The 23851-nt window shown below is 65.5% G+C and carries 22 protein-coding genes; 11 read left to right on the forward strand and 11 right to left on the reverse strand.

Going from position 1 to position 23851, the window contains the following annotated elements; genetic code table 11:
• Nucleotides 1-178 precede the first annotated feature (178 nt).
• Together tam and F3H41_RS16425 are read left to right on the forward strand one after the other, a co-directional pair.
• Nucleotides 179-961 (forward strand): trans-aconitate 2-methyltransferase, encoded by a 783-nt coding sequence (gene tam / locus F3H41_RS16420; RefSeq protein WP_149739762.1) that lies wholly within the window; start codon nucleotides 179-181, stop codon nucleotides 959-961.
• An 89-nt stretch (nucleotides 962-1050) separates the two neighbouring features.
• A complete protein-coding gene (locus tag F3H41_RS16425) occupies nucleotides 1051-1557 on the forward strand; it encodes a hypothetical protein (RefSeq protein WP_210246667.1) in 507 nt (168 codons plus the stop codon).
• A gap of 291 nt (nucleotides 1558-1848) precedes the next feature.
• Here F3H41_RS16425 and F3H41_RS16430 read toward each other — a convergent pair whose 3' ends face one another.
• Nucleotides 1849-2241, reverse strand: a complete 393-nt coding sequence (locus F3H41_RS16430) for a DUF2780 domain-containing protein (RefSeq protein WP_149739764.1) — start codon at nucleotides 2239-2241, stop codon at nucleotides 1849-1851.
• A gap of 302 nt (nucleotides 2242-2543) precedes the next feature.
• Between F3H41_RS16430 and F3H41_RS16435 the strand changes: the two genes are divergently transcribed.
• A complete protein-coding gene (locus F3H41_RS16435; protein WP_149739853.1) occupies nucleotides 2544-4100 on the forward strand; it encodes a helicase HerA-like C-terminal domain-containing protein in 1557 nt (518 codons plus the stop codon).
• Between the two features lie 18 nt (nucleotides 4101-4118).
• Here the strand turns inward: F3H41_RS16435 and F3H41_RS16440 are convergent, their stop codons facing one another.
• Nucleotides 4119-4544: an organic hydroperoxide resistance protein gene (locus F3H41_RS16440; RefSeq protein WP_149739765.1), complete on the reverse strand. Its 426-nt coding sequence runs from the start codon at nucleotides 4542-4544 to the stop codon at nucleotides 4119-4121.
• A 269-nt stretch (nucleotides 4545-4813) separates the two neighbouring features.
• Here F3H41_RS16440 and F3H41_RS16445 point away from each other — a divergent pair, with 269 nt between their 5' ends.
• Nucleotides 4814-6787 (forward strand): PAS domain-containing sensor histidine kinase, encoded by a 1974-nt coding sequence (locus F3H41_RS16445; RefSeq protein WP_188129505.1) that lies wholly within the window; start codon nucleotides 4814-4816, stop codon nucleotides 6785-6787.
• Nucleotides 6756-7151, forward strand: coding sequence for a response regulator (locus tag F3H41_RS16450; RefSeq protein WP_149739767.1), 396 nt, complete (start codon nucleotides 6756-6758; stop codon nucleotides 7149-7151). Before F3H41_RS16445 ends, F3H41_RS16450 begins: the two co-directional genes overlap by 32 nt.
• 58 nt (nucleotides 7152-7209) lie before the next feature.
• Here F3H41_RS16450 and F3H41_RS16455 read toward each other — a convergent pair whose 3' ends face one another.
• Both F3H41_RS16455 and F3H41_RS16460 read right to left on the reverse strand, forming a co-directional pair.
• Nucleotides 7210-7995 (reverse strand): L,D-transpeptidase family protein, encoded by a 786-nt coding sequence (locus F3H41_RS16455; protein WP_149739768.1) that lies wholly within the window; start codon nucleotides 7993-7995, stop codon nucleotides 7210-7212.
• Between the two features lie 258 nt (nucleotides 7996-8253).
• Complete coding sequence (locus F3H41_RS16460; RefSeq protein WP_149739769.1) at nucleotides 8254-10545, reverse strand: EAL domain-containing protein; 2292 nt, start codon at nucleotides 10543-10545, stop codon at nucleotides 8254-8256.
• Between the two features lie 127 nt (nucleotides 10546-10672).
• Here F3H41_RS16460 and F3H41_RS16465 point away from each other — a divergent pair, with 127 nt between their 5' ends.
• A complete protein-coding gene (locus F3H41_RS16465; RefSeq protein ID WP_149739770.1) occupies nucleotides 10673-12040 on the forward strand; it encodes a TIGR03808 family TAT-translocated repetitive protein in 1368 nt (455 codons plus the stop codon).
• Nucleotides 12041-12166: 126 nt separating this feature from the next.
• On the forward strand, nucleotides 12167-12835 hold the full coding sequence (locus F3H41_RS16470; protein WP_149739771.1) for a glutathione S-transferase family protein: 669 nt from the start codon (nucleotides 12167-12169) through the stop codon (nucleotides 12833-12835).
• Nucleotides 12836-12855: 20 nt separating this feature from the next.
• On the opposite strand, the gene F3H41_RS16475 is transcribed toward F3H41_RS16470, so the two are convergent.
• The 4 genes from F3H41_RS16475 to F3H41_RS16490 form a co-directional block, all read right to left on the reverse strand.
• On the reverse strand, nucleotides 12856-13758 hold the full coding sequence (locus F3H41_RS16475; RefSeq protein ID WP_149739772.1) for a LysR substrate-binding domain-containing protein: 903 nt from the start codon (nucleotides 13756-13758) through the stop codon (nucleotides 12856-12858).
• Between the two features lie 9 nt (nucleotides 13759-13767).
• The gene (locus F3H41_RS21340) at nucleotides 13768-14001 is read right to left on the reverse strand and encodes a hypothetical protein (RefSeq protein WP_188129506.1); all 234 of its coding nucleotides are present in this window, start codon (nucleotides 13999-14001) and stop codon (nucleotides 13768-13770) included.
• A gap of 73 nt (nucleotides 14002-14074) precedes the next feature.
• Nucleotides 14075-14692 (reverse strand): glutathione S-transferase N-terminal domain-containing protein, encoded by a 618-nt coding sequence (locus F3H41_RS16485; RefSeq protein WP_149739774.1) that lies wholly within the window; start codon nucleotides 14690-14692, stop codon nucleotides 14075-14077.
• A gap of 89 nt (nucleotides 14693-14781) precedes the next feature.
• Nucleotides 14782-15141, reverse strand: a complete 360-nt coding sequence (locus F3H41_RS16490) for a DUF4406 domain-containing protein (RefSeq protein ID WP_149739775.1) — start codon at nucleotides 15139-15141, stop codon at nucleotides 14782-14784.
• A 122-nt stretch (nucleotides 15142-15263) separates the two neighbouring features.
• On the opposite strand from F3H41_RS16490, the gene F3H41_RS16495 reads away from it, so the two are divergent.
• Nucleotides 15264-16019 carry a DeoR/GlpR family DNA-binding transcription regulator gene (locus F3H41_RS16495; RefSeq protein ID WP_149739776.1) on the forward strand — a complete coding sequence of 252 codons (756 nt, stop codon included), beginning with the start codon at nucleotides 15264-15266 and terminating at the stop codon, nucleotides 16017-16019.
• A gap of 13 nt (nucleotides 16020-16032) precedes the next feature.
• On the opposite strand, the gene F3H41_RS16500 is transcribed toward F3H41_RS16495, so the two are convergent.
• Nucleotides 16033-17037, reverse strand: coding sequence for an asparaginase (locus tag F3H41_RS16500; protein ID WP_149739777.1), 1005 nt, complete (start codon nucleotides 17035-17037; stop codon nucleotides 16033-16035).
• Nucleotides 17038-17230: 193 nt separating this feature from the next.
• On the opposite strand from F3H41_RS16500, the gene F3H41_RS16505 reads away from it, so the two are divergent.
• Complete coding sequence (locus tag F3H41_RS16505) at nucleotides 17231-17968, forward strand: DUF3750 domain-containing protein (RefSeq protein WP_149739778.1); 738 nt, start codon at nucleotides 17231-17233, stop codon at nucleotides 17966-17968.
• Between the two features lie 547 nt (nucleotides 17969-18515).
• On the opposite strand, the gene F3H41_RS16510 is transcribed toward F3H41_RS16505, so the two are convergent.
• Both F3H41_RS16510 and F3H41_RS16515 read right to left on the reverse strand, forming a co-directional pair.
• Nucleotides 18516-19520 (reverse strand): NAD(P)H-quinone oxidoreductase, encoded by a 1005-nt coding sequence (locus F3H41_RS16510; protein ID WP_149739779.1) that lies wholly within the window; start codon nucleotides 19518-19520, stop codon nucleotides 18516-18518.
• Between the two features lie 107 nt (nucleotides 19521-19627).
• Nucleotides 19628-21421 (reverse strand): EAL domain-containing protein, encoded by a 1794-nt coding sequence (locus F3H41_RS16515; RefSeq protein ID WP_149739780.1) that lies wholly within the window; start codon nucleotides 21419-21421, stop codon nucleotides 19628-19630.
• Between the two features lie 277 nt (nucleotides 21422-21698).
• On the opposite strand from F3H41_RS16515, the gene betI reads away from it, so the two are divergent.
• Both betI and betC read left to right on the forward strand, forming a co-directional pair.
• Nucleotides 21699-22313 carry a transcriptional regulator BetI gene (betI, locus tag F3H41_RS16520; protein ID WP_149739781.1) on the forward strand — a complete coding sequence of 205 codons (615 nt, stop codon included), beginning with the start codon at nucleotides 21699-21701 and terminating at the stop codon, nucleotides 22311-22313.
• Complete coding sequence (gene betC, locus F3H41_RS16525) at nucleotides 22310-23848, forward strand: choline-sulfatase (RefSeq protein WP_149739782.1); 1539 nt, start codon at nucleotides 22310-22312, stop codon at nucleotides 23846-23848. Before betI ends, betC begins: the two co-directional genes overlap by 4 nt.
• The last annotated feature ends 3 nt before the right edge of the window (nucleotides 23849-23851 follow it).

Raw genomic sequence — 23851 nt, forward strand, 5'->3', positions numbered from 1 at the left:
GACCAAAAATACCGGGCGGTGGTTGCGGCACGTGCGATCATGGTGGGAGACAAACGCCTTTTGCGGGGGATTGTCAAGAGCCCCGGGACCCCGGCGCTGCGGCGATCCTCTCGCCCTCTGGCCTCGCCCAGTGGGGCCGCTATATTCCAGCGCAGGATCAACGCCCCCGGAGCTTTCCATGACGTGGTCGGCCGCGCAGTATCTGAAGTTCGAGGACCAGCGCACCCGTCCGGCGCGCGATCTTCTCTCCGCCGTGCCGGATCTGCCGGAGGGGGCGATCTACGATCTCGGCTGCGGGCCGGCCAATTCCACGGCGCTGATCGTCGAGCGGTTCGGCGCCGCGCGGGTGACGGGCGTCGACACTGCGCCCGACATGCTCGCGGCGGCGGCCAAACGCCTGCCGGACTGCCGCTTCATCTGCGCCGATCTTTCCACCTGGGAGCCGGAGGCGCCGGCGGCGCTTTTCTTTGCCAATGCCGTGTTCCAGTGGGTGCCCGATACGCTGGAGGTGCTGGCCTGGCTGAGCGACCGGTTGCTGCCGGGCGGCGTTCTCGCCGTGCAAATGCCCGACAACCTCACCGAACCCTCCCACGCCGCCATGCGCGAGACGGCGGCCGAGGCCCGGTTTGCCGCACACCTTGCCGATGCGGAGCGGCTGCGCACGCCCATTCCGCCGCCGCGGCGCCTCTTCGAGCGGCTTGCCGGACCCGATCGGCAGGTGGATGTCTGGCACACGGTCTACAACCATCCGCTGGCCGATACGGATGCGATCGTCGAATGGGTGAAGGGCACGGGGCTGCGTCCCTTCCTGGAGCGGCTGCCGGCCGCGCTGGTGCCCGCCTTTACCGATGCCTATCGCGACCGGATCGCGATGAGCTATCCGGCGATGACGGACGGGCGGGTGCTGCTGCGTTTCCCGCGCCTGTTCCTGACGGTGCGCCGGATGCCGGAGACCCCCTGAAAATCGGGAGGCAATGGGGCTGAAACCCCTGAAAACAGCCAGTTCCGGGCAAGTCTCGTTTGTTAGTCATGTCTCATCCGAGGAGAGACATGATGATCTCGACGAGCTACAACAGCGCATTTTCCATTGCCACCCTGTTTTCCAACAGGCGCGATCAGGTGCAGCCGCAGACCGCCGGGGACCGCCAATCGCCGCGTTTTGCCGATCAGTTCGGCGAAGAAGTGCCCTCCATCGGCAAGGACGAGGCGGACGGGACCTATTCGCCGCGCAACCTCTTTGTGCTCGCCGTCGAGGGCGAACCGGCCAAGAGCGGCGAGGACGAATCGCAGGCGCTGTTCGAGGATATCGCCCGCTATGCCCGGATGAGCCCGGCCGAACTGATCCGCGCCCAATACCTCTCTGATCACGATCTGACGGAAGAAAGCCTCAAGGCGCTGCCCGACGACGAGCGCCAGAAGATCGAGGCCGAGATCGTCGAGCAGGTGAAGAGCGAACTCGGCGCACCAAACCGCGCGACCGCCGCCCCCGTCGTCGCGCCGCAGCCGAGCAGCGAGCCGGATTTCATGACGCTGCTGGACCTCGCCAGCCGCGGGTGACCGGGTCAGTGTCGCCCTCGGACATCGGGGCCGCCTCAGGGCGGCTTTTTGCGTGCCATGCGGGTGGGACACATTCTCCATCATGAATGCCCCTCACCCTGCCCTCTCCCCGAGGGGAGAGGGGTCTGCCACGCGCATGCCTGTCGATCGCAGCACTGTACTTGCGGTACGGCCTTCTCCCCTCGGGGAGAAGGTGCCGGCAGGCGGATGAGGGGAGCGTCCCGCCGGAACGAAAACGGGGCGGACCCCATGGCCCCGCCCCGCTCTCGCATCTTCGGAAAATCCGCCCGATCAGACGAACTGGCTAAGGCCCGGAACCGAGGCCACGACCTCATCGACCACGTCGGAGCCGGCCTTTTCGCGGGCGTAGGCAATGGTTTCCTTGGCGAGGCCGGAGATTTCAGCCATGCCGAGGCCCTGGCTCATCAGCTGCTGGCCAAGCGCCATGACGCCGCCGCCGCCGAAGGCGGACATCAGGCCACCGAGCAGGCCGCCGCCACCGGAGCCTTCGCCATTGTACTTGGCGACGAGCTCGCTCGCGCCCGGGATGGCTTCGATCATCTGGGCGACCGGGCCGTCAGCGGCTTCGCGCTGCAGGAAGCCGAGGATCATGCCTACGGCCTTTTCGGCCTTCTCCGGGCTGATGCCGATATTTTCGACGACGCGGTTGACGAGTTCGCTCACGGGTTTTCTCCTCGTAAATTGACGTTGACGTATGGGTAATTCATTCCGCTGCATCTGGCAATGTGGGGCCATCGACCGCGGCGCGAAAATCAGCCGGAAGGATCCTGTCATCGAAGGCTGGCGGATGACACTTACCTGCGACATTTGCGCCGGCAGGATGGCTGGCTGGAGGGTCCCGCGTCAATCCGCACAACGCTTGCCGACGGACAAAAGGACATGCCTTTCCAGCCGCTTTTCCTCTATAAGGGGGCGAACAGGCACGGGGCGCCGGCAGGACCGGCCGCACAGGGAGACGCATGCGCATGCTCGAGGAAGGCAAGCTCTATATCGGAACCAGCCGCAAGCCGGACGATACGCTCAACAAGCCCGAATATCTGGAGCTGAAGTTCGGCAACCGCCACGGCCTGATCACCGGCGCGACCGGTACCGGCAAGACGGTAACGCTCCAGGTGCTGGCCGAAGGCTTTGCGGCGGCCGGCGTTCCGGTGTTCTGCGCCGACATCAAGGGCGACCTTTCCGGCATTTCTGCCATGGGCGAGCCGAAGGATTTTCTGCTGAAGCGCGCCGAGCAGATCGGGCTTTCCGACTACGGCTTCAGCCAGTTCCCGGTGATCTTCTGGGATCTCTACGGCGAAAAGGGCCACCGCGTCCGCACCACCATGTCCGAGATGGGCCCGCTGCTGCTCTCGCGCCTCATGAATGCCACGGATGCGCAGGAAGGCGTGCTCAACATTGCCTTCAAGATCGCCGACGAGGGCAACCTGCCCTTGCTCGACCTCAAGGACCTGCAGGCGCTGCTCACCTATATGAGCGAGAACGCCTCGGCGCTGTCGGCCCAGTTCGGTCTCGTTTCCAAGGCCTCGGTCGGCTCGCTGCAGCGCGAGTTGCTGATCCTCGAGCAACAGGGTGCCCAGCACTTCTTCGGCGAGCCGGCGCTTGCCATTACCGACATCATGCGCACCGGCCATGACGGGCGCGGCGTGATTTCGGTGCTCGCGGCCGACAAGCTGATGATGAACCCGCGGCTCTACGCGACCTTCCTGCTTTGGCTGCTCTCCGAGCTCTTCGAGGAACTGCCGGAAGTGGGCGATCTCGACAAGCCGAAGCTGGTGTTCTTCTTCGACGAGGCGCATCTGCTCTTCAACGATGCGCCGAAGGTGCTGGTCGAGCGCGTCGAGCAGGTCGTGCGCCTCATCCGCTCCAAGGGCGTCGGCGTCTATTTCGTCACGCAGAACCCGCTGGATGTGCCGGAAACCATTCTCGCCCAGCTCGGCAACCGGGTTCAGCATGCGCTGCGAGCCTATACGCCGCGCGAGCAGAAGGCAGTGAAGACGGCGGCGGACACCTTCCGGCCCAATCCGGATTTCGACTGCGCGACCGTCATCACCACGCTCGGCACCGGCGAGGCCCTGGTCTCGACGCTGGAAGCCAAGGGTGCACCCTCGATGGTGGAGCGTACGCTGGTGCGCCCGCCGGAAGCCCGTGTCGGCCCGATCACCGAAGCCGAGCGCCAGCAGATTCTGTCGCAAAGCCCCGTCAGGGGCGTCTATGACGAGGACGTCGACCGGGAATCGGCCTACGAACTGTTGCAGGCCCGGGCCCAGAAGGCCGAGCAGGCCGCTCAGCTGGAGGCTGCCCGCGAGGCGGCGGAAGACGAGCGTGCCCAGGGCAGCCGCTGGACCCTGCCGGGCTTCGGCAATGACACGCCGGCGGAAACCGGCAGGACCACCCGCGGACGCGCCTCCGGCTACCAGCGCGAAACGATCGCCGAGGCGGCGATGAAGACGGTGGCGCGCACGGTGGCATCCTCGCTCGGCCGGGCTTTGATCCGCGGCATTCTCGGCAGTCTCAAGCGGTAAGGCGCGTCCGGTCGCCGATCACACAAGATTGACCTCGACCTCGTTCATCGTCCGCATCGCGTGGCTATAGGGGCAGACGATGTGGGCGGCGCGGGTCAGGCGTTCGGCGCGGGCGCTGTCGACGCCGGGCAGGCTGACGTCGAGGCGCACGGTGAGCCCGAAGCCGGCACCGTCGTCGCGCGGGCCCATGCCGACCTCGGCAGTGACGGTCGCATCGTCCGGCAACGGATTGCGATCGCGGGCGGCGACGAGGTGGAGCGCACCGAGGAAGCAGGCGGCATAGCCGGCCGCAAAGAGCTGTTCGGGATTGGTGCCCTCGGCGCCATCGCCGCCGAGTGCCCGCGGCACGGCCAGCGTGGCGGTGAACCGGCCGTCATCCGACGCAGCGCGGCCGTTGCGTCCGCCACCTTCGGCAAGAACGCGGGTTCTGTAGGAAATGGGCATGGCGGGACCTCCCTCAAGGGCGCGAGCCGGGGCGGGCCGCGCGGCTTCTGTCGAGAAGAATGCGCATTAGAATAGCCTGTTCCATCGCCATGGCATTTTCCTGCCCGTGCCCGCCTTCGATCTTGGATGGCGGTACGCGCGGCGTGCCCTTTCGCTTGTCAGGTCCGCGCGGCTGTTGCACAAATAGGGCACGCGCCGGCATGGTTCGGCCGCATCCGCGCACGGTCGGCGAAGAGAGCCGGCCGTTCGGGTCGGGGTGGGAGAAACGGGTGGTTTACGATCAGGCCTGGCGCCGATTCGGGCTCTTCACCGGTTGGATGTGCATCCTCATCGGTGCTTGCGTGCTGACCCTATGGATTGCGGCACCGGACTGGACGGCGCTGGACTTTCCCGTGTTTTTCCAGATGAAGGCCAACACGGCGCTCTCCATGGTGGGCCTTGGAAGCGCCTGCCTTCTCATCCTCAAAAGACGGCGTCGCCCGGCGCTTTTCCTGCTCGTGCCGATCCTGCTTTTTGGCCTTGCCGCACTCTACCAGCACGTTTTCGTCGCCTCGCTTGGCATCGATCAGGTGCTTGTGTCCCGCACCTTCGAGAACAGCGTGGATGACCACGGGCGCATTCCGCCGAACACGGCGCTCTGTCTGGTGCTGACCAGCCTTGCCATGTTGCTGAGGGCGCTGCGGGCCCGCCCGGACTGGTGGCAGACAAGTCTTTCCTTCGTCTGTTTCACCATGACGGCAGCAGCGGTGATCGGCTACATGATCGCTCTCAACTCGGCCCAAGACTGGATTTCCGGCACGCGCATGTCGCTCCAGACGGCCGCCTGCTTCATGTGCCTCAACCTCACCTTCTCCTTTTATGGCTCGCCGCAGCTCGGCATCTACCGCTCCGTACTGGCCGGGCTGATGGCCGTCAGCACCTATATGATCCTGCTGGTCTTCACCTATGTCGAGCTCACCGAAATCGAGCAGCTCTACATGATGCCGCTCGAACTGGCGCCGGATCAGGCCAATCCACGCTTCACCCTCTCGGCGCTGGTCATCGTGACCGGCATCGTCTATGCGGCCCTGATCGCCTATCTCTTCGTTGCCTCGCGGCATGGCCGCCGCGTGCAGCGGGCGCTCTCCGACCAGCAGAGCCGATTCTCCGCGGTGGTCGATGCGGCGGCGGACGGCATCATCGTCATCAACAGTCGCGGCATCATCCTCAGCGTCAACCCGGCCTGTACGCGCCTTTTCGGCTATTCGTCCGCCGAACTGCTGGGCCAGAACATTTCGGTTCTCATGCCCGAGCCGCATCGCCGGGCGCATGATGGCTACCTTGCCGCCTATGAGCGCACGGGCATTGCCCGCGTCATCGGGTCCGGCCGGGAGGTGGAGGGGCGGCGCAAGGATGGCAGCCTCTTTCCGATCGATGCATCGGTTGTGAGGATCGACCTGCCCGACGGCACGCTCTACAGCGGCACGTTGCGCGACATCTCCGAGCGGAAGGCGAGTGAGAGCGCCCTTCTGGCCGCCAATGCCGAGCTGGAAGAGTTCGCCTATCGCACCTCGCACGACCTTCGCGCGCCCATCGCATCGGCCATCGGCATGACCGCGATTGCCCGCGACATGCTGGCGCGGCAGGACATGGAGCGACTCGACGAGACGCTGCAACGGATGGAAACCGGCTTCTCCCGGCTCGACCATCTCATCCACAAGATCATGCTTCTGACACGCACCCGGCTGCTGGCCGAGGATGACGCAAAAGTTGCAATCGCGCCACTGGTCGCCGACATTCTGGAAACGCTTAACCATACGGAGGGCTTTTCGTCGATAAGCTTTGCGGTCGCCATCGATCCAGAATTGACAATCCTCAACAAGCCCTCAAGAGTGGCAGTCGCACTCGCCAACCTGCTGTCGAATGCGATCAAGTATCGCGATCCGGCCGAGGCGCAGGCGAGCGTCGAGATCAGGGCCGCGCGCGTCGGGAAGAATGTGGTCGTCACGATCGACGACAACGGCATCGGCATCGAGCCCGCACTGCGGACCAACCTCTTTCGCATGTTCGTGCGCATGGCGCCGGGCAATGCGGCGGGAAGCGGTCTGGGCCTCTACATTGTGAAGAAGAGTGTAGAGGCAATGGGGGGCAGCGTGGCGTACGAGCCACGCGAGAAGGGCAGCCGCTTCACGCTGGTTCTGCCCGACAGGGCAATGGAGGCCCGGACGCTACATGAAGATTCGTTCGATCCTGGTCGTGGATGACGACGAGAACGATCAGTTCATCTGCGAATATACAATCCATCGCTACGATCCGGAGATCGCGGTCCTGAAGGCCTATAACGGGCAGGAAGCGCTGGCCCTGTTGCGAACGACGACGCCGAGCGCCATCATCCTCGACATCAACATGCCGATCATGAACGGTTTCGAGTTTCTCGACCATTATGCGCGCGAATTCCAGGTGCACGCGCCCGTCGTGGCGATGCTGACGAGTTCCCATCTCGACGCCGATCGCCAGCGCGCGCTGGAGTACCGCTTCGTGCGCAGCTTCTTCCAGAAGCCCTTGAAGCAGCAGGACATCGCCGTGATGGCGCAGGTGCTAGAGGAAGAAATCGGCGGACGCGGCTGACCGCGCCCGCCGTCGGGCGCGCGCGCATTGCCCCCAAGCCTCAAGGGCGCCCTCCCCGTCAGATGACGAGGATCGGCGCTTTGCCGCGGACGCGATCGTAGAGATCGATGACATCCTGATTGAGCAGCCGCACGCAACCCGATGAGACGGCCTTGCCGATGGAGCGCCACTCCGGCGACCCGTGCAGGCGGTACAGCGTATCCTGCCCGTTCTGGAAGATATAGAGGGCGCGCGCGCCGAGCGGATTGGAAAGGCCGGGCTGCATGCCGCCATTGGCGGCGGAGTATTTGGCAAGCTCCGGCTGGCGGGCGATCATGCTGTCGGGCGGTGTCCAGCGCGGCCATTTCTGCTTCCACTGAATGACCCCGCGGCCCGACCAGGCAAAGCCGTCGCGCCCGATGCCGACGCCGTAGCGCATGGCGCTACCGCCCGACTGGATCAGGTAGAGGAAGCGATTGGAGGTATCGACGATGATCGTCCCCGGGCGCTCGCCGAAGGGATCGGCAACTTCCTGCCGGTAAAAGCGCGGATCGATCTGCTGGTAGGGAACGGCCGGGATCGGGAAGCCATCATCCACAACGGGTCCGTAGATGGCGGCATATTGCGACGTCGCCGGCGGCAGTCCCGTATCGAGAGCCACGTCTTCGCCGACACGGCCCTCGATCACGCCGCGATCGCTGCGATAGCCGGGCGGCGGCCCGTAGGGATCGCGGAACACCGGCGCGGTCTCGTAGACGAAACGCTCCGTGGTGGTCGATACGCAGCCGGCAAGGCCGAGGGAGGCGGCCGCAAGGCCGGTGAGGCGAAGGAAATTCCGCCTCGAAGTGTCTGATGGCAGGGTCATGAAAGCATTGGGTCCAATAGGCGGTCCGGTCCGGCAACGGTCTGAGGCGTATCGCCGGCGCCTCGCCCGTTTTCCGGATTCTGGGTTCATGTGCCTTTCTGGCGCCTGCCTTAGCAGCGCGCGCCGCAAGGATTGTCCAAGGCCAGAATGACACGGTTCGAAAATGCGCAGATGCAGCAATTGTTCCACATATCCGGCCGAACTGTGGCACGGCGCGCTTTTGCGAACCTGTCGAACCGGGTGATGACGGCGGAGGCGTCAGACCGGCGAGCGACCGGCAGGAGCGGTGGCGAGACGGGCGGCAAGCGCATCTGCGGCCATGGGACGGCCGACGAGGTAGCCCTGGATCTGCTGGCAGCCGATACCGCGCAGGAAGGCAAGTTGCTCCTGCGTTTCCACCCCTTCCGCGATCACGTCGATCTCCAGCGCATGGGCGAGCGAGACGATGGCCGAGGCGATGGCTTCGCCGTCACGATCACCGGGAATGTCCGCGATGAAGGAGCGGTCGATCTTCAACCGGTCGACCGGGAAACGCTTGAGGGCGGCGAGGCTCGAATAGCCGGTGCCGAAATCGTCGATGGCGAGGCCGACGCCGAGATCTTCCAGGGCGCACATGGTGTCGATGGCGCGCGCCACATCCTGCATGATGAGGCTTTCGGTCAGTTCCAGCTCGAGATATCGGGCATCGAGGCCCGTTTCGCCCAGCACCTCGGCGACCCGGAGCACCCAGTCGGCAGCGGCAAATTGCGGGGCGGAGACGTTGACCCCGATGGTGATGGGTTTCAGGCCCGCCGCCTGCCAGGCCCGGTTCTGGCGGCAGGCTTCGATGAGTACCCATTCACCCAGTTCGCCGATCAGGCCCGCCTCTTCGGCAAGCGGAATGAAGTCGGAGGGCGGCACGATGCCGTGCTCGGGATGGCGCCAGCGCACCAGCGCTTCGGCGGCCTTGATCTCGCCGCTCTCGAGGCAGATCTGCGGCTGATATTCGAGGAAGAGCTGGTTCGTCGCCAGCGCTTCGCGCAGTTCCTCGCGGCGCGACAGGCGGCTCAGCGTGCGAGTGTCGATCTCCTGCGTGAAAAGCTGGAGATTGTTGCGGCCATTGTCCTTGGCGCGGTACATGGCGACGTCGGCATTGGCCAGCAGTTCGTCGGCGGTGCGGCCGTGCAGCGGATAGCAGGCCATGCCCATGCTGCAGGTGACCTGCAGGGTGCGGCCATCCAGCGTGACCGGCGCCGACATGGAAACGCGGATCGCTTCCAGCCGGGCCGCGGCTGCGGCGGGATCCATCGCGAGGTCGGACAGGAGAATGATGAACTCGTCGCCGCCGAGCCGCACGACGAGATCGCTGGCATGGACGCGCGCCTTGGCACGGCTGGCGATCGTGCGCAGCAACTGGTCCCCGGCCTTGTGACCGAGGCTGTCGTTGATCATCTTGAAATTGTCGATGTCGAGGAAGGCGCAGGCCACCATGGTGCCACCGGCAGCGGCGGCTTCGATGATGTCGCCGATGCGTTCATCGAAATACTGGCGGTTGGCGAGGCCCGTCAGCGGATCGTGCAGGGCCATGTGCCGGATCTTCTCCTCCGCCTTTTTGCGCATGATCGCGATGGCGGCGAGGTTGGCGGCAAAGGTGATGAGATCGATCTGCTTGCGGTCCGGCAGGCCCGCCGTCGGGGAATAGAGCGCGAAGGTGCCCAGCACCTCGCCATGGTGCGAGCGCATCGGCATCGACCAGCAGGCGCGGAAACCGTAGGTCAGCGGCGCGAAGCGAAACGGCTCCCAGAGCGGATCGGTGAGCGTATCGGCGACGAAGACCGGCTCGCCCGTGTAGGCCGCCGTGCCGCAACTGCCGACGGCCGGGCCGATCTCGATCCCGTCGATGGCGCGCACATAGTCGGGGTGGAGCCCCGCTTCCGGCCCCACCGTCAGGTGCTGCCCGTCCGGCGCCATGAAAAGCACAGAGGGAATGACGTGTGGATGGTATTCCTTGAAGAAGCCGAAGAGGGCCTGGAACAGCGTGTCGAGCGAACCGCCCTTGGCCACCATCTCCAGGAGGGCGGCCTGGCCGATCAGTTGCCGCTCGGCGCGCTTCCTCGTGGTGATGTCGCGGGCGATGCCGACGAGACCGATGACCTCGCCATCGGACGCGCGCAGCGGCGCACGCGAGACGGTCAGCCAGCGCGCCCCGCCATGATGGGAGATCGATGGCTCTTCGCTGTCGAGGCTGGAGATGCCCCGCTCCATGAGGTCCTGCTCCAGCGCATGGATCATGGTGGAGATTTCGCCAGGGTAGAGTTCGATGTCGGTTTTGCCGATCAGCTCGTCCGCGTGGTCAAAACCCGCATCCTCGATGGTGACGCGGTTGCCGTAGAGAATGCGGCCTTGCCGGTCCTTGGCGAAGACATAGTCGGGAAACTGGTCAAGCATGGTTTCGAGCAGGTGCTGACGGGCGGCGACGGTCGGTCCGGACGCATTGCCCTCCACCACCGGAGCGGTGGCAGCCGTTGCCGGCCGGCGGGGCGGCAAACGCTTTACAGGGGTGTTTGTCATCGGCCATCCTATGCTCGCGTCCCGGTCCGGGACGATCGCGTGTCGTCGGTCTCTGCATCCGTTGCTCAAGATCGGTATAGCGGGAATGTGTTACGCTTGACTGAACCAGAACGGGAAAACCTTGCCTATGTCGGCTTATGATACGCCACGCCTGACCCGCCGGCAGATGTTTCGCGTGCTGATCGCGCTGCCCGTGGCGGCGGCCTTTGCTGAGGTGGCCCGATCCCAAACCGTGCCCGGCCTTCGGGGCGCGCTGGATGCAGGGGCTGCCGGCATCCGGCCGGCTGCTTCCGAAGACCAGGGCCCGGCCCTTCAGGCGCTGCTGGAGACGGCAGCGCAGCGCGGCGATCCCGTCTACCTGCCGCCCGGCGACTACCGTGTGGGGCGCCTTGCCCTGCCGGATGGCACCGTGCTGACCGGCGCCGGAGCGGCAAGCCGCCTTCTTGCGACGGGCGAGGGCCCTGCCCTTCTCGCACAAGGGGCCGCGCGCATCACGCTGTCCGGCCTCGCCGTGCTCGCGCCCGCAGACGCGGCAAGACCCGGCGTCGTGCGCATGGCCGAGATCGGCGCCGTCACGATGCGCGACTGCCTTATCGATGGCGGAGCCGGGCATGGGCTGTCGCTCGAAGGCTGCGGCGGGCGGATCGAGGCCAACACGCTGACCCGGGCCGCCGGCGCCGGGCTCTACGCCGTCGACAGCAAGGGGCTTTCGATCATCGGCAACACGGTCAGCGACTGTGGCAATGGCGGCATCCTCGTGCATCGTTTCGCGCCCGGCGAGGATGGCACGCTGATCAGCGGCAACCGGGTGGAACGCACGGGCGCAACCGATGGCGGCACGGGGCAGAACGGCAACGGCATCAATGTCTATCAGGCCCACGGCGTGGTGGTGACGGGCAACCATGTCAGCGGCTCGGCCTTTTCCGCCATCCGCTCGAATGGCGGCTCGGGCGTCATCATCACCGCCAACCAGTGCCTCGACAGCGGCGAAACGGCGATCTACAGCGAATTTTCCTTCGTCGCCGCCGTGATCTCCGACAACCAGGTGGACGGCGCCGCCAACGGCATCCTCGTCGTCAACCTCGACGAAGGCGGCCGGATCGCGACCGTTTCGGGCAACATCGTCCGCAACCTGACGACACGCGGGCCCTATCGCCACGAAGGCGCCGGCTTCGGCATCGGCATTGCGGCCGAAGCCGATACGGCGATCACCGGCAATGTGATCGAGGGCGCGCCGAAATGGGGCATCATGCTCGGCTGGGGCCCCTTCCAGCGTAACCTGACCGTCACCGGCAACGTGGTGCGGGAGGCCGGAACCGCCGTGGCTGTCTCAGTCGTCGAAGGGGCCGGCGCGGCGCTGATCGCCAGCAACATCCTTGCGTGCCGCGAAGCCGCCATTCGCGGCTACCGCTGGAACGAGGCGGTGACAGGTGACCTGATCGACGGCGCGGACGGCTTTTCCATGCTGACGGTGACGGGGAACCGGCGGGGCTGATCTCCACCCGCGCCGATCCATCACGCTTTTTCATGCTTTTTCATGGGCATCAGGACCGGCGAGCGCTTTGTCCCGCGAGGCTTGCGCTCTACCTTCTGCCGTGAACCCGAAGAGAGGATAACACTCATGACCACCCTTTACGGCGTCTACGCCTCCCGTGCCTCGCGCGCCTACTGGATGGCGCTGGAACTCGACATTGTCTTCGAGAGCGTGCCGGTGATCCAGGCGCGGCGGCTGCCGGCCGGAGAGGCGCCGGAGGCAGCGGAGACGCCGCTCAACACCCGCTCGCCCGCCTATCTCGCCATCAACCCGATGGGGCAGATCCCGGCGCTGCTCGACGGCGATCTTCTGATGACGGAATCGCTGGCGATCCCGCTCTATCTCGCGCGCAAGCATGGCGGGCCGCTCGCGCCAGCTGACCTCATCGAAGAGGCGCAGGTCATGAACTGGACGCTGTTTGCCGCCACCGCCGTGGAGCCCCACAGCGTTCAGATCGTGATGGTCTATGACCGGGGAGAGGCGGACAGCGAGGCGGGCAAGGCCATCATCGAGACGGCCGAAGCCGGGCTTGGCCCTGCGATTGGCGTGATCGACCGGCACCTCGTCGATCACCCCTATCTCGTCGGCGAACGCTTCACGGTCGCCGACCTTAACCTTGCCGAGGTGCTGCGCTACGCCCAGCGCCGCACCGCGCTCATGGATGGCGCGCCGGCCCTGAAGGACTGGCTGTCCCGCTGCCAGTCCCGCCCCGCCTTTCAGGAGATGATGGCCCGGCGGAAAGCGGAATTGGGATAACGGTTGAGGGGACGGTGGACCTACCCCAGCGGCAGCGCTGTCAGGCTTTCTGCCAGCGCGTCGCGCAGCCAGATCTTGAAGGCCCTGACGGTGCGGGTTTCGCGCCGGCCGGGGGCGCGCACGAAGAAGTGGCCGAAGCCGGTCGCCGCGGCGATCGGGACCGGCACGACGAGGCGGCCGGCGGCGAGCGCATCGGCGGCCAGCGTCTGCCAGCCGAGGAAGACGCCCTGCCCGGCAATCGCCGCATCGAGACACAGCGAGGCCTCGTTGAAGACGTGACGCGGCCGGATGCAGCCGGCCTGAAGCCCGGCGGCCTTCAGCCACACATCCCAGGAGAACATTGCCTGACCATCGATCAGAACCGGCAGGGACAGAAGGTCGGCCGGCGTGCGCATGCCGGTGGCGAGCGCGGGCGCGCAGACCGGGAAGACCTTCTGGGGCAGCAGCAACTCGCTGACAACGCCCGGCCAGTCGCCGCGCCCGACGCGGATGCCGATGTCGACGTCGGACGTGTCGAGATCGAGAAGGGCCGTTGTGGCATCGATGCGCAGCGTGATCTCCGGATGGCGGGCAGCGAGACTGTCGAGGCGCGGCACCAGCCAGCGGGCGGCAAAGACCGGCGCCACGGAGACCGTCAGGCGCGTGTCATCCGCCGGCTCGGCCAGGATAACGCCGCGGTTCAGCGACTCGAACCCGGCGGCCAGTGCGGCAAAGACCGGGGCGGCATCGGAAAGCGGCACCAGCCCCTTTGCCGTGCGGGAAAACAGCGGCCGGCCAAGCTGCGCCTCGGTGCGGATCACCTGCTGGCTGACAGCGCCGACGGTGACGCCAAGCTCGCTAGCGGCCGCCTGCAGGGAGCCGAGGCGGTGGACGCTTTCGACGGCGCGCAGGCCGTTGAGATGGATGCGGTTCAAAGCCTTCATGCAGATTTTCTATACTGCATACGAGGCAATCTCAATTGCCGCCTCATCCTGAAAAGCGCATTCTTCTTTCAGTGAAAGCCGGCAGGACGCTGGTGTCGCCGACGCAAGGAGGCCGTCATGATCAAGAAAATCTGGATTGCTTCGACCGTCGTGCTGACAGCCCTGCGCCGGCATCTGCAGGGGCGGCCAGCGGCTTGCGACGACGGCAACCGTTTCGCCTGGCGGCACGATCCGCTCGCGCATCCCGCCCTTCAGAGCATGGACGCGCGCGCCCTCGGCGATCTTCCGCTGCCCCCGGCGACGGGCGATGGTGCGCCTAGCCGATCGCCTGCAGCACACGCTGCACGGCCGGCCGTTCGGCCATGCGCTGCCGATGGGCGTTGATAGCGGGGAACTCGGCGATGTCGACGCCATCCCCCTCCAGCCAGCCGGCGACGGTAAAGAGATAGGGGTCAGCCACCGTATAGGTCTCGCCGAACACGAAGGGGCCTTCGAAGATCTCGTTCTGGATAAGGGCAAAACCGTCGCGCATGTTCTGAGGCACCTTGACCTTCAACGCTTCGATGGCGGCGGGATCATCCGTCCAGCGGCTGCCGCGCAGGCGGTGGGCATGGGCCGGATGCACGGTGGAATTCATGTAGGCCATGAAGGATTGCAGCCGCGCATGGGCAAACGCATCATCCGCCAGCCCCAGCCCCGCTTCCGGCGCCAGCGCCGCGATATAGCTGAGGATGGCGGGCGTCTCGGTCAGCACGCCCTTGTCCGTCGCCAGTGCCGGCACGCGGCCCTTGGGGTTGATCGCGAGATATTCCGGCGTCTGCTGCGCCTTGGCCGCCAGATCGACGCGCTCGGCGCGATAGTCAAGCCCCGCCTCCTCCAGCGCGATGTGGGAAGCCAGCGAACAGGTGCCCTTGGCGTAGTACAGCGTCAACATGGATGGGTTTCCTCCGTTCGGGCCGCTCTGTCAGGCCGTATCCGCGAAAGCTATACCGCGCGGATGGCCGTTTTGCGAAGGGGCGCCGATCAGCCCACGTATCCCGGCACGTCTTCGAGCGCGTACCAGACGGGAATGCCGCGTTCTGTGGCAATGCGCACATCGTTGTCGGCGCCCTTGGAAGCACCCGGCAGGCGCAGCACGCCGTCGCACAAAGCGAGAAGCCGGCCGGCGACGGGGTGGAAAATCTCCTCATAGAGATCGTCGCCGACCGATTGGCCACCGGCCGCGTGCCACACCGGCAGCGCGACCCATTCGCCGATCATCGGCACATGTCCTGCCTTGAAGAGCGCATAGGACGGCGCCTCCAGCCGCTTCAGGTTTTCCGCCATTTTGACGGGATCATCGCCGGTGCCCGAGCGGTAAGGGCCTGCAATCAGGATCAACATCGTTTCATCTCCTTCGTTCACCCCGTCCTTGCACGAGGCAGCGTGAAAATGCCGGAAATTTCTTGAATGTCGAGTCATTTCGTGCGATACCATGAATTATCGTTCAATCTCATGCAGAGACCATGCTGACCACGCACCGCAAAGCCTTCATTCTGGACACCCTCAACCGCGAGGGGCAGGTCATCGCCAAGCGCGTGGCCGAGATGCTGGATCTGTCCGAAGACACGATCCGCCGCGATCTGCGGGAACTCGCGGCAGAGGGCCTCTTGAAGCGGGTGCATGGCGGCGCCCTGCCCGTGGCGCCTGATCTGCCGGACCTTGCGGCCCGAAACGCCATCGCGACCGACGAGAAGACCGCGCTGGCCGCCGCTGCGGCCGCGCTCGTTCAGCCCGGACAGATGGTGTTTCTGGATGGGGGCAGCACCCATGCGCTCGTTGCCCGCCTGTTGCCCCGCAGCTTCGCCTTTACCGTGGCGACCCACAGCCCGACCATCGCGGCGGCGCTGGAAGACCACCCGACGGCCGAGGTGATCCTATGCGGGGGCAAGATCTACAAGCATTCGATGGTGGCCGTCGGCGCCGCCGCGATCGCGTCGATCGGCCTTATCTCCCCCGAGCTCTTTCTGCTCGGCGTCACCGCCGCCCACCCCCAGCACGGGCTGTCGACCGGCGACGTGGAGGAAGCCGCCGTCAAACGCTTCATCGCGGGGCGATCGGCCGAGACCTATGTGACGCTGACGGCCGACAAGCTCGACAAGGTCTCGCCAGCCGGGGTGCTGGGGCTGGATGCCGTGGCGGGGCTGATCGTGGCGGCGGATATGCCGGAAGCGCGGATGGCGCCCTACCGCGAGGCGGGTGCGGCGGTCATCCGGGCGTAACGGTGTTAGCGGCTCAGGCGAGCGCTGCCGTCACCCTCACGTCGCCGACAGGCATGCCGTTCCAGTTGCGCATCTCGTAGCTGGCCATGGCGGCGAGCCTGGCCTGAACCTCGGCATCACCCGCGAAGAAGCGGGCGAGCGTGGCGGCGACCATGGATTCGGCGGCACGGGTGGCGCCGTCCTCGCATTTCAGCGCAATGGCGATGCCCTGTTCCGGGATGACGGCAACGAAGACGCCTTCGGCGCCGGTCTTGGCAAAGATGCGGCCGGGGGCGGCCTGCATGAGGGCGGTGCAGGCGCGCTTTGTGCCGGCGACGTAAAAGGGCTCGGCCATGCAGGCGTCGATCAGGCGGCGGGCGGCTTTGGCGCGCTCCGGGCCGAGGCCGGTGCCGGTCGCCATTTTCGCAAAGCCGTGGGCGAGGCCCTTCAGCGGCACGGCATAGGTCGGGATGGAGCAGCCGTCGGTACCGCAATTGTCGTGCGCGAGCACGGCGCCGGTCAGGCTTTCCATCGTGCCCCGGATCTCCTTCTGCAGCGGGTGGTCATAGCCGACATAGCCCTCGACCGTGCCGCCGTCGTGGCAGACGGCACAGACGAAGCCGGCATGTTTGCCCGAGCAGTTGTTGTGAAGCGCCGAGGGCTTTTCCAGCGCGCGGGCCTGGCCGATCAGGCTCTTCTGGTCGAAGGACCAGTGGGCGCCGCATTCGAGCGCCGCCGCGTCGAGGCCGGCGGCCTTCAGCATCGCTTCGGCAAGGGCCGCGTGTTCCGGCTCGCCATTGTGGGAGGAGCAGGCAAGCGCCAGTTCCCGGCTGCCGAAACCGTAGGCGTCGGCGGCGCCCGTTTCCATCAGTGGCAGGGCCTGCATGGCCTTGCAGGCGGAGCGCGGAAAGACTGGCTGATCGACATCGCCGAGCGAGAACACCGTGTTGCCGTCGCCATCGACCGCCACGACCATGCCGCGATGCCGGCTTTCCACCAGCGCGCCGCGCGTCACTTCGACCAGAACCGGATTGTCCATGCTGCACCCATTTCACGTATCTGTTTGTGGTTGCCTGTCATGCCGCGCGGCGCCGGGCGGGGCAAGAGGCCGGCGGGAAATTGGCAGGACGGGCCTCAGTCGCAAATTGGCCGCACACGGCTGGAAAAGATGGACGCACTGCCGCGCCGCCCTTTGGCGGGAGCGGATTTTTCGCCGATCCGGAAGGACCTTCATGCGCTTCATCCGCCGCCTCGCCCTTGCCTTTGCCGTCATCTACCTTCTCCCGGTTCTCGGCTCGGCCGCCTACTGGACGGTTCGCGAGCGGCCCGGCAGCTGGCGGGAGGCGGACTGGAGTTCGGCCGGCATCCTGCCCGCCGCCGAAGACAGCCGACCGGCGGCAATCTACGTCTTTTCCGCAGCGACCGGCGGCTTCAAAGGAGCGGTGGCGAGCCACGCCTGGATCGTGACGAAGGATGAGGGCGCGGCCGGCTACAATCGCTACGACAAGGTCGGCTGGGGCAATCCCATCCGCCGCAACGGCTACGCGCCCGATGGCCGCTGGTATTCGAACGCGCCCCGCACGGTGCTCGCCATGACCGGCCCCGGCGCGGCGCGGCTGATCCCGAAGGTGGAGGCGGCGATTGCCAGCTATCCCTATGCCAAGCCCGGCGGCTATCGCATCTGGCCGGGGCCGAATTCCAACACCTTCGTCGCGCATGTGCTGCGCGAAGTGCCCGAACTCGGCGTGGTGCTGCCGCCGGATGCGGTCGGGCGCGATTACCTGCCGGACGGAAAGCTCTTCTCCGTCGATGCGGACGGGCGCGACATGCATCTGACGCTGAACGGGCTGATCGGCCTGTCGGCCGGGGTGCGTTCCGGCTTCGAGGTGCATGTGCTCGGTCTCGTCGCCGGCATTGATGTCATGCGCCCTGCCCTCAAGCTTCCCGGCATCGGGCGGATCGGGATTTGAGGGGTGTCAGGGGGTGGCTGCGAGCGCGCGGATTCTGGACGTGCAATAGAACGCGGGAGTGGCCCGTTTTTCCGTCATTGCGGCCCTGCCCGCAATCCAGCCGACGTGCGTTTGCTTGTCGAAGACGTCTTTTCAGCCCAAGGACTTGGGCTGGCTGGGTCCCGGCTCGGCGGCCGGGATGACGATGGAAAAAGGGCGTGCCCTTTGCCTTATCCCTCACCTGCACGGGAGGTGAGAGCGGCGGCAGCGACCGGCAATGGAAACCACACCCCGCACAAGCAAAAGGGGCCGCACCGTGGCGACCCCCCATGAGCTTTGGTCTCGATCAGACCCGGACGCCAGCCTTGGCGGGCGCCCGCAGGAGGTGTGGTCAGGCCAGGGACTGCCCCGACATGTTCACCCCTTCCAAGCCGTTCACGAGAACCGAAATCTCACTCGACATTGGATCACCTCCTCTCAATTCGTTGACGATGAGAAGAAGGTACGCCGTTTCATGACAATTACAAGACGGGCGGCCCGAATATTCTTGCGGCCACCATCCCATGCCTTACCCGACGGTCAGCACGATCTTTCCAATATGGTCGCTGCTTTCCATCAGGCGGTGGGCTTCAGTGGCCTGTTCCAGCGGGAAGGTGGCGTGGATAAGCGGCGCGATGGTGCCATTGGACAGCAGCGGCCAGGCGGTACGGGCCAGCTGATCGCGGATGGCGCGTTTTTCGTCGCCGGTGCGCGGGCGCATGGTGGAGCCGAAGACGCGCAGGCGCTTGACCATGATCGGCGTCAGGGCGGCGCTCTCGACGCGGTCGCCGCCGAGGAAGGCGATGATGGAGAGGCGGCCATCCCTGGCGAGCGTGCCGATGTTGCGCTCGAAATACGGGCCTCCGACCATGTCGAGGATGACGTCCACGCCCCGCCCGCCGGTGACCTCCAGCGCCACGGCCTTGAAGTCCTCGGTGCGGTAGTTGATGGCGCGCACGGCGCCGAGGCGCTCGCAGGCTGCGCACTTGTCGGCGCTGCCGGCGGTGGCCAGAACGCGGGCGCCAAGCGCCCGTGCCAGCTGGATCGCCGTCGTGCCGATGCCGCTGGTGCCGCCGTGGACAAGCAGCGTCTCGCCCGACTTCAGACCGGCCATGTCGAAGACGTTGGCCCAGACGGTGAAGAAGGTTTCCGGCAGGGCGGCGGCCTCGACGGCGCCGTAACGGCTCGGAAAGCGCAGGGCCTGGCCGACGGGCACGACGGCATATTCGGCATAGCCCCCGCCATTGGCGAGCGCCGTCACCTTCTCGCCGATCGCCACGTCCTTGACGTCGGAGCCAAGGGCCGCGACCTCACCGGCGACTTCGAGACCCAGGATGGGGCTGGCGCCCGGCGGCGGCGGATAGCTGCCCTGCCGCTGGAAGACGTCGGGACGATTGACGCCGGCGGCGCGCACCCGAATGAGGATTTCGCCGCGTCCGGGCTGCGGCACCGGCCCTTCCACCACATGCATGACATCCGGTTCGCCGGGCGCATCAAAAGCGATATGGCGCATGGATGTGGGCAATGGCGTCATGGGGTTCTCCTCCGGCATTGATTCGCAGGTTATAGGCCGCGCACACCGACGTGTCGAACACCGCCCCCGACAATCAGGGGCATGCCACGCAAATGGACGGAGCGTGGCTATACGAACTGATCGACGGCCATGCCGCTTTCGCTGTCCTTGGCCTGCGCCTTCAAAACGGCGATGCGGTTGCTGATGAGGTTGACGTCCGGCACCAGCGCGCCTTCGGCAATGGCGAGAACGGCAACCGAGCAGCGCATCAGCGGAAAATGACGGCTCGCACCCTGGCGGTCATGGCCTTCGATCATGCCGCGCGCCCGATCCTCGGCGCTGTAGAACTGCCGCACCTCGCTACGGAAATCCGCCAACAGGTGCCGGAGCGCCGCCAAGGCGCTCGCGCGCGGCACGCCCTTGAGGCCGATGAAGAAATCGTCGCCGCCGATATGGCCGAGGAAGACATCTTCCCCCACGAAGTGACGCTTCATGAAGCCGGCGAACAGCGTGATGGCGAGGTCACCGGACTGGAAGCCATAGGCATCGTTGAAGGGCTTGAAGTTGTCGAAGTCGCAGTAGCAGAGGAAGCGGTCACCATCACCGTCGAGGGCGACATCCTCGAGATAGTCCCGGATGGCGCGGTTGCCCGGCAGGCCCGTCAGCGGGTTCTGGTCCTGCGCCATCTGCAACTGCTTCTCGTTGATGATCTTGAGCAGCGAGGATGCCGAGAGGATGCCGGCATAGCGCATGTTTTCGGTGAGCAGCACGCATTCGGCGCCGTCGATGTCGGCAAACATGGCCAGCATCTGCTCGGCCGGCATGCGGATATCGACGATCGGCGCCTTCGACACATAGTGCGAGATTCCGCGCTGATAGACCTTGTTCTTCATCAGGTCGCGGCCGAAGGGGTGGTAGCTCAGCGCCTTCAACCGCTGCTCGCTGAGGATGCCGCGCGGCTCGCCGCTGGCATTGACGACGGGAAAAAAGCGGCGGCTGGGGTTGGCGCGGAAATAGTCGAAGACGGTTTCGAGGTCGGCATTTTCGGAAACGGGTTCGACATGTTCGATCTGGCGGCGGATCAGCATGCTGTCGAGCGTGCCGGAGGCAAGGCGCCGCAGACCGGCGCGCTCCACATGCGGATAGACGGTTTGCAACTGATCGCGGCCCGTGACCGGCCGGGCGATGTAATATCCCTGGACGAGATCGCAGCCGAGATCGCGGCAGGTCATGAATTCGGCCTCTGTCTCCACGCCTTCGGCGACGACGCGAATGCCCAGAACATGGGCCATGGCCAGCGTATGCTTGACGATCTGGCGGCGGCGCGGGCTCTGGTCGATGCCCGCGATGAAATGCCGGTCGATCTTCACGTAATCGACGTTGTAGTCGCACAGCGCCCGCAGCCCGTTGCAGCCGGCGCCGAAATCATCGATGGCGATCTTGAAACCGGCCAGTTGCATCATGTGCACGACGGCTTTCAGCTCGGGGATCAGCGATGTATCGACACGTTCGGAAATCTCGAAGCAGATCGAGGAGGCCGGGATGCGGGCGCGATCGAGATAGCGCAGCAACTCCTCGATCAGCCAGGAGCCGGAGACGACGAGGCGCGGGTCGAAATTGATGAAGAGCGTGCGGGTTTCGAAGGATGGCAGCGCGGCGAACTTGGCGATCGCGCGGCTGGAAATCATGACCTCCAGCGGCAGCAATTGCTGAACGGCGGCGGCGCGGTCCAGAAGGGCGATCGGACTGTCAAAGCCCAGCCGATCAAAACCGCGCATCAGCGCCTCATACCCGAACACCCCGCCGGTGCAGGTCTCGACGATGGGCTGGAAGGCCGAATCAAGGGCGAGCCGTGCCAGCGAGACGATCTGCTCGTCACCGACGGTGCGTGCCTGCACTTTCATTTCGCTGATTGCCGACATCTTTCACTCCGGGCATTGGCGACTGTCGTCTTGATACGGCGTGCAAGCTCAACAAAATCTTTTCCGAACATGACAGTTTCATGAAAGTGCAGTCTTCCCAATATCTTACATTTTTTCGTCAAGGTTTTGGAAACCATCCCGAAAAGCCTCGGAAACACCCCCATCGATGCAGGGTATGGGGCTCAGATTTTTGTTGATTGATTGATCAATTAAAAATAATCTGACGTCTGTCATGGGCCATCGCCGCAAGGTGCGGCCCTCAGCCGGGAGAGACTGCGTGCCCAAGGTCGGAATGGAGCCGCTGCGCCGCAAGGCGCTTGTCGATGCTGCCCTGCGGGCAATCGGCGAGAACGGTTCGCTGGCGGTGCCGATGGCGGAAATCGCCCGCCATGCCGGGGTCTCGCCAGCGCTGGCGCATCATTATTTCGGCTCGAAGGAACAGTTGCTGATCGAGACGATCCGCTCGCTGCTGCGCCAGTTGCGCGCGGATGCGGTGGCGGCACTGACGGCAGCGCAAACGCCGCGGGCGCGGGTCTCCGCCATTATCCGCGTCAATTTCCAGGCACACCAGTTCGCACCGGAGACGGTGGCAGCCTGGCTCGCCTTCTACTCGGAAGCGCAGCGTTCGGACGCCGTACGGCGCCTGCTCTTCACCTATGCGCGGCGGCTGCGCTCGAACCTCGTCGCCAGCCTGAAACATCTCGCCGGCACCGATGACGCAGCCCGGATCGCCGAGGGCGTGGCTGCGCTGATCGACGGGCTTTATCTGCGGCAAGGTCTGAAATCGGCGCCGATCAGCATCGCGGCCTCCCAGGCCCTCGTCGAGGATTACGTCAGCGCCGAGCTTGCCCAGCGGCAGGCCCGGCACACCTCTCAGGAGACACAGGCATGACCGAGCCAAAGACGGGTCGCCCCAACATTCTCATCATCATGGTGGACCAGTTGAACGGGACCTTCTTTCCCGATGGTCCGGCCGACTTCCTGCACGCGCCGCACATGAAGGCGCTGGCGGCCCGCTCGGCGCGGTTCCGCAACAACTACACCTCCTCGCCGCTCTGCGCGCCGGCCCGCGCCTCCTTCATGGCCGGGCAGTTGCCGAGCCGCACACGCGTCTATGACAATGCCGCCGAATATGTCTCCTCCATCCCGACCTTCGCCCACCACCTGCGCCGGGCCGGCTACTACACGGCGCTGTCGGGCAAGATGCATTTCGTCGGGCCGGACCAGTTGCACGGTTTCGAGGAACGCTTGACGACCGACATCTATCCCGCCGATTTCGGCTGGACGCCGGATTATCGCAAGCCCGGCGAGCGGATCGACTGGTGGTATCACAATATGGGCTCGGTGACGGGCGCGGGCGTGGCCGAGATCACCAACCAGATGGAATATGACGACGAAGTCGCCTTCCTCGCCGAGCAGAAGCTCTACCATCTCGCCCGCGAGAACGACGATGCGGAGCGCCGACCCTGGTGCGTCACCGTCTCCTTCACCCATCCGCACGATCCCTATGTGGCCCGGAAGAAGTTCTGGGACCTCTATGAGGACTGCCCGCATCTGATGCCGGAGGTCGGCATGCTCGCGGAACAGGATCCGCACTCCGAGCGTATCCTGAAATCCTGCGACTACGCTTCCTTCGACATCACCGACGAGAACGTGCGCCGCTCGCGGCAGGCCTATTTCGCCAACATCTCCTATCTCGACGAGAAGGTGGGCTCGCTCATCGACGTGCTAACCCGCACGCGCATGCTCGAGGACACGCTGATCCTCTTTTGCTCCGACCATGGCGACATGCTGGGCGAGCGGGGCCTGTGGTTCAAGATGAACTTCTTCGAGGGCTCGGCGCGCGTGCCGCTGATGGTCGCCGGCCCCGGCGTGACGCCCGGCCTGCATCTGGCGCCGACCTCCAATCTCGACGTGACGCCGACGCTGTGCGATCTCGTCGGCATTTCCATGGAAGCCGTGATGCCATGGACGGACGGCGAAAGCCTGCTGCCGGTGATCAACGGCGCGCCGCGCACCACGCCGGTGCTGATGGAATATGCGGCGGAAGCCTCCTATGCACCGCTGGTCGGCATCCGCGAGGGCAAGTGGAAATACATCCACTGCGACCTCGACCCGGAACAGCTCTACGATCTTGAGGCAGACCCGCGCGAACTGACGAATCTAGCTGAAACCACCGATCCTGTCATCCGCGCGACGCTCGAAACCTTCAGACAGATGCGCGAGGCGCGCTGGGACATGGCCGCCTTCGACGCGGCCGTGCGCGAGAGCCAGGCGCGGCGCTGGGTGGTCTACGAGGCGCTGCGCAACGGCGCCTATTATCCCTGGGACCACCAGCCGCTGCAGAAGGCCTCCGAACGCTACATGCGCAACCACATGAACCTCGACAATCTCGAGGACAGCAAACGCTACCCGCGGGGAGAATGAGAC

It is taken from the genome of Rhizobium sp. RU20A (assembly GCF_900155885.1).
Classification (GTDB): domain Bacteria; phylum Pseudomonadota; class Alphaproteobacteria; order Rhizobiales; family Rhizobiaceae; genus RU20A.

Bases quoted from the DNA above. Each gene is read 5' to 3' on its own strand.
- tam (WP_149739762.1), top strand. From the start codon at position 179: ATGACGTGGTCGGCCGCGCAGTATCTGAAGTTCGAGGACCAGCGCACC.
- F3H41_RS16425 (WP_210246667.1), top strand. From the start codon at position 1,051: ATGATGATCTCGACGAGCTACAACAGCGCATTTTCCATTGCCACCCTG.
- F3H41_RS16435 (WP_149739853.1), top strand. From the start codon at position 2,544: ATGCTCGAGGAAGGCAAGCTCTATATCGGAACCAGCCGCAAGCCGGAC.
- F3H41_RS16440 (WP_149739765.1), bottom strand. From the start codon at position 4,544: ATGCCCATTTCCTACAGAACCCGCGTTCTTGCCGAAGGTGGCGGACGC.
- F3H41_RS16450 (WP_149739767.1), top strand. From the start codon at position 6,756: ATGAAGATTCGTTCGATCCTGGTCGTGGATGACGACGAGAACGATCAG.
- F3H41_RS16455 (WP_149739768.1), bottom strand. From the start codon at position 7,995: ATGACCCTGCCATCAGACACTTCGAGGCGGAATTTCCTTCGCCTCACC.
- F3H41_RS16460 (WP_149739769.1), bottom strand. From the start codon at position 10,545: ATGACAAACACCCCTGTAAAGCGTTTGCCGCCCCGCCGGCCGGCAACG.
- F3H41_RS16465 (WP_149739770.1), top strand. From the start codon at position 10,673: ATGTCGGCTTATGATACGCCACGCCTGACCCGCCGGCAGATGTTTCGC.
- F3H41_RS16470 (WP_149739771.1), top strand. From the start codon at position 12,167: ATGACCACCCTTTACGGCGTCTACGCCTCCCGTGCCTCGCGCGCCTAC.
- F3H41_RS16475 (WP_149739772.1), bottom strand. From the start codon at position 13,758: ATGAAGGCTTTGAACCGCATCCATCTCAACGGCCTGCGCGCCGTCGAA.
- F3H41_RS21340 (WP_188129506.1), bottom strand. From the start codon at position 14,001: ATGCGCGAGCGGATCGTGCCGCCAGGCGAAACGGTTGCCGTCGTCGCA.
- F3H41_RS16485 (WP_149739774.1), bottom strand. From the start codon at position 14,692: ATGTTGACGCTGTACTACGCCAAGGGCACCTGTTCGCTGGCTTCCCAC.
- F3H41_RS16490 (WP_149739775.1), bottom strand. From the start codon at position 15,141: ATGTTGATCCTGATTGCAGGCCCTTACCGCTCGGGCACCGGCGATGAT.
- F3H41_RS16495 (WP_149739776.1), top strand. From the start codon at position 15,264: ATGCTGACCACGCACCGCAAAGCCTTCATTCTGGACACCCTCAACCGC.
- F3H41_RS16500 (WP_149739777.1), bottom strand. From the start codon at position 17,037: ATGGACAATCCGGTTCTGGTCGAAGTGACGCGCGGCGCGCTGGTGGAA.
- F3H41_RS16505 (WP_149739778.1), top strand. From the start codon at position 17,231: ATGCGCTTCATCCGCCGCCTCGCCCTTGCCTTTGCCGTCATCTACCTT.
- F3H41_RS16510 (WP_149739779.1), bottom strand. From the start codon at position 19,520: ATGACGCCATTGCCCACATCCATGCGCCATATCGCTTTTGATGCGCCC.
- F3H41_RS16515 (WP_149739780.1), bottom strand. From the start codon at position 21,421: ATGTCGGCAATCAGCGAAATGAAAGTGCAGGCACGCACCGTCGGTGAC.
- betC (WP_149739782.1), top strand. From the start codon at position 22,310: ATGACCGAGCCAAAGACGGGTCGCCCCAACATTCTCATCATCATGGTG.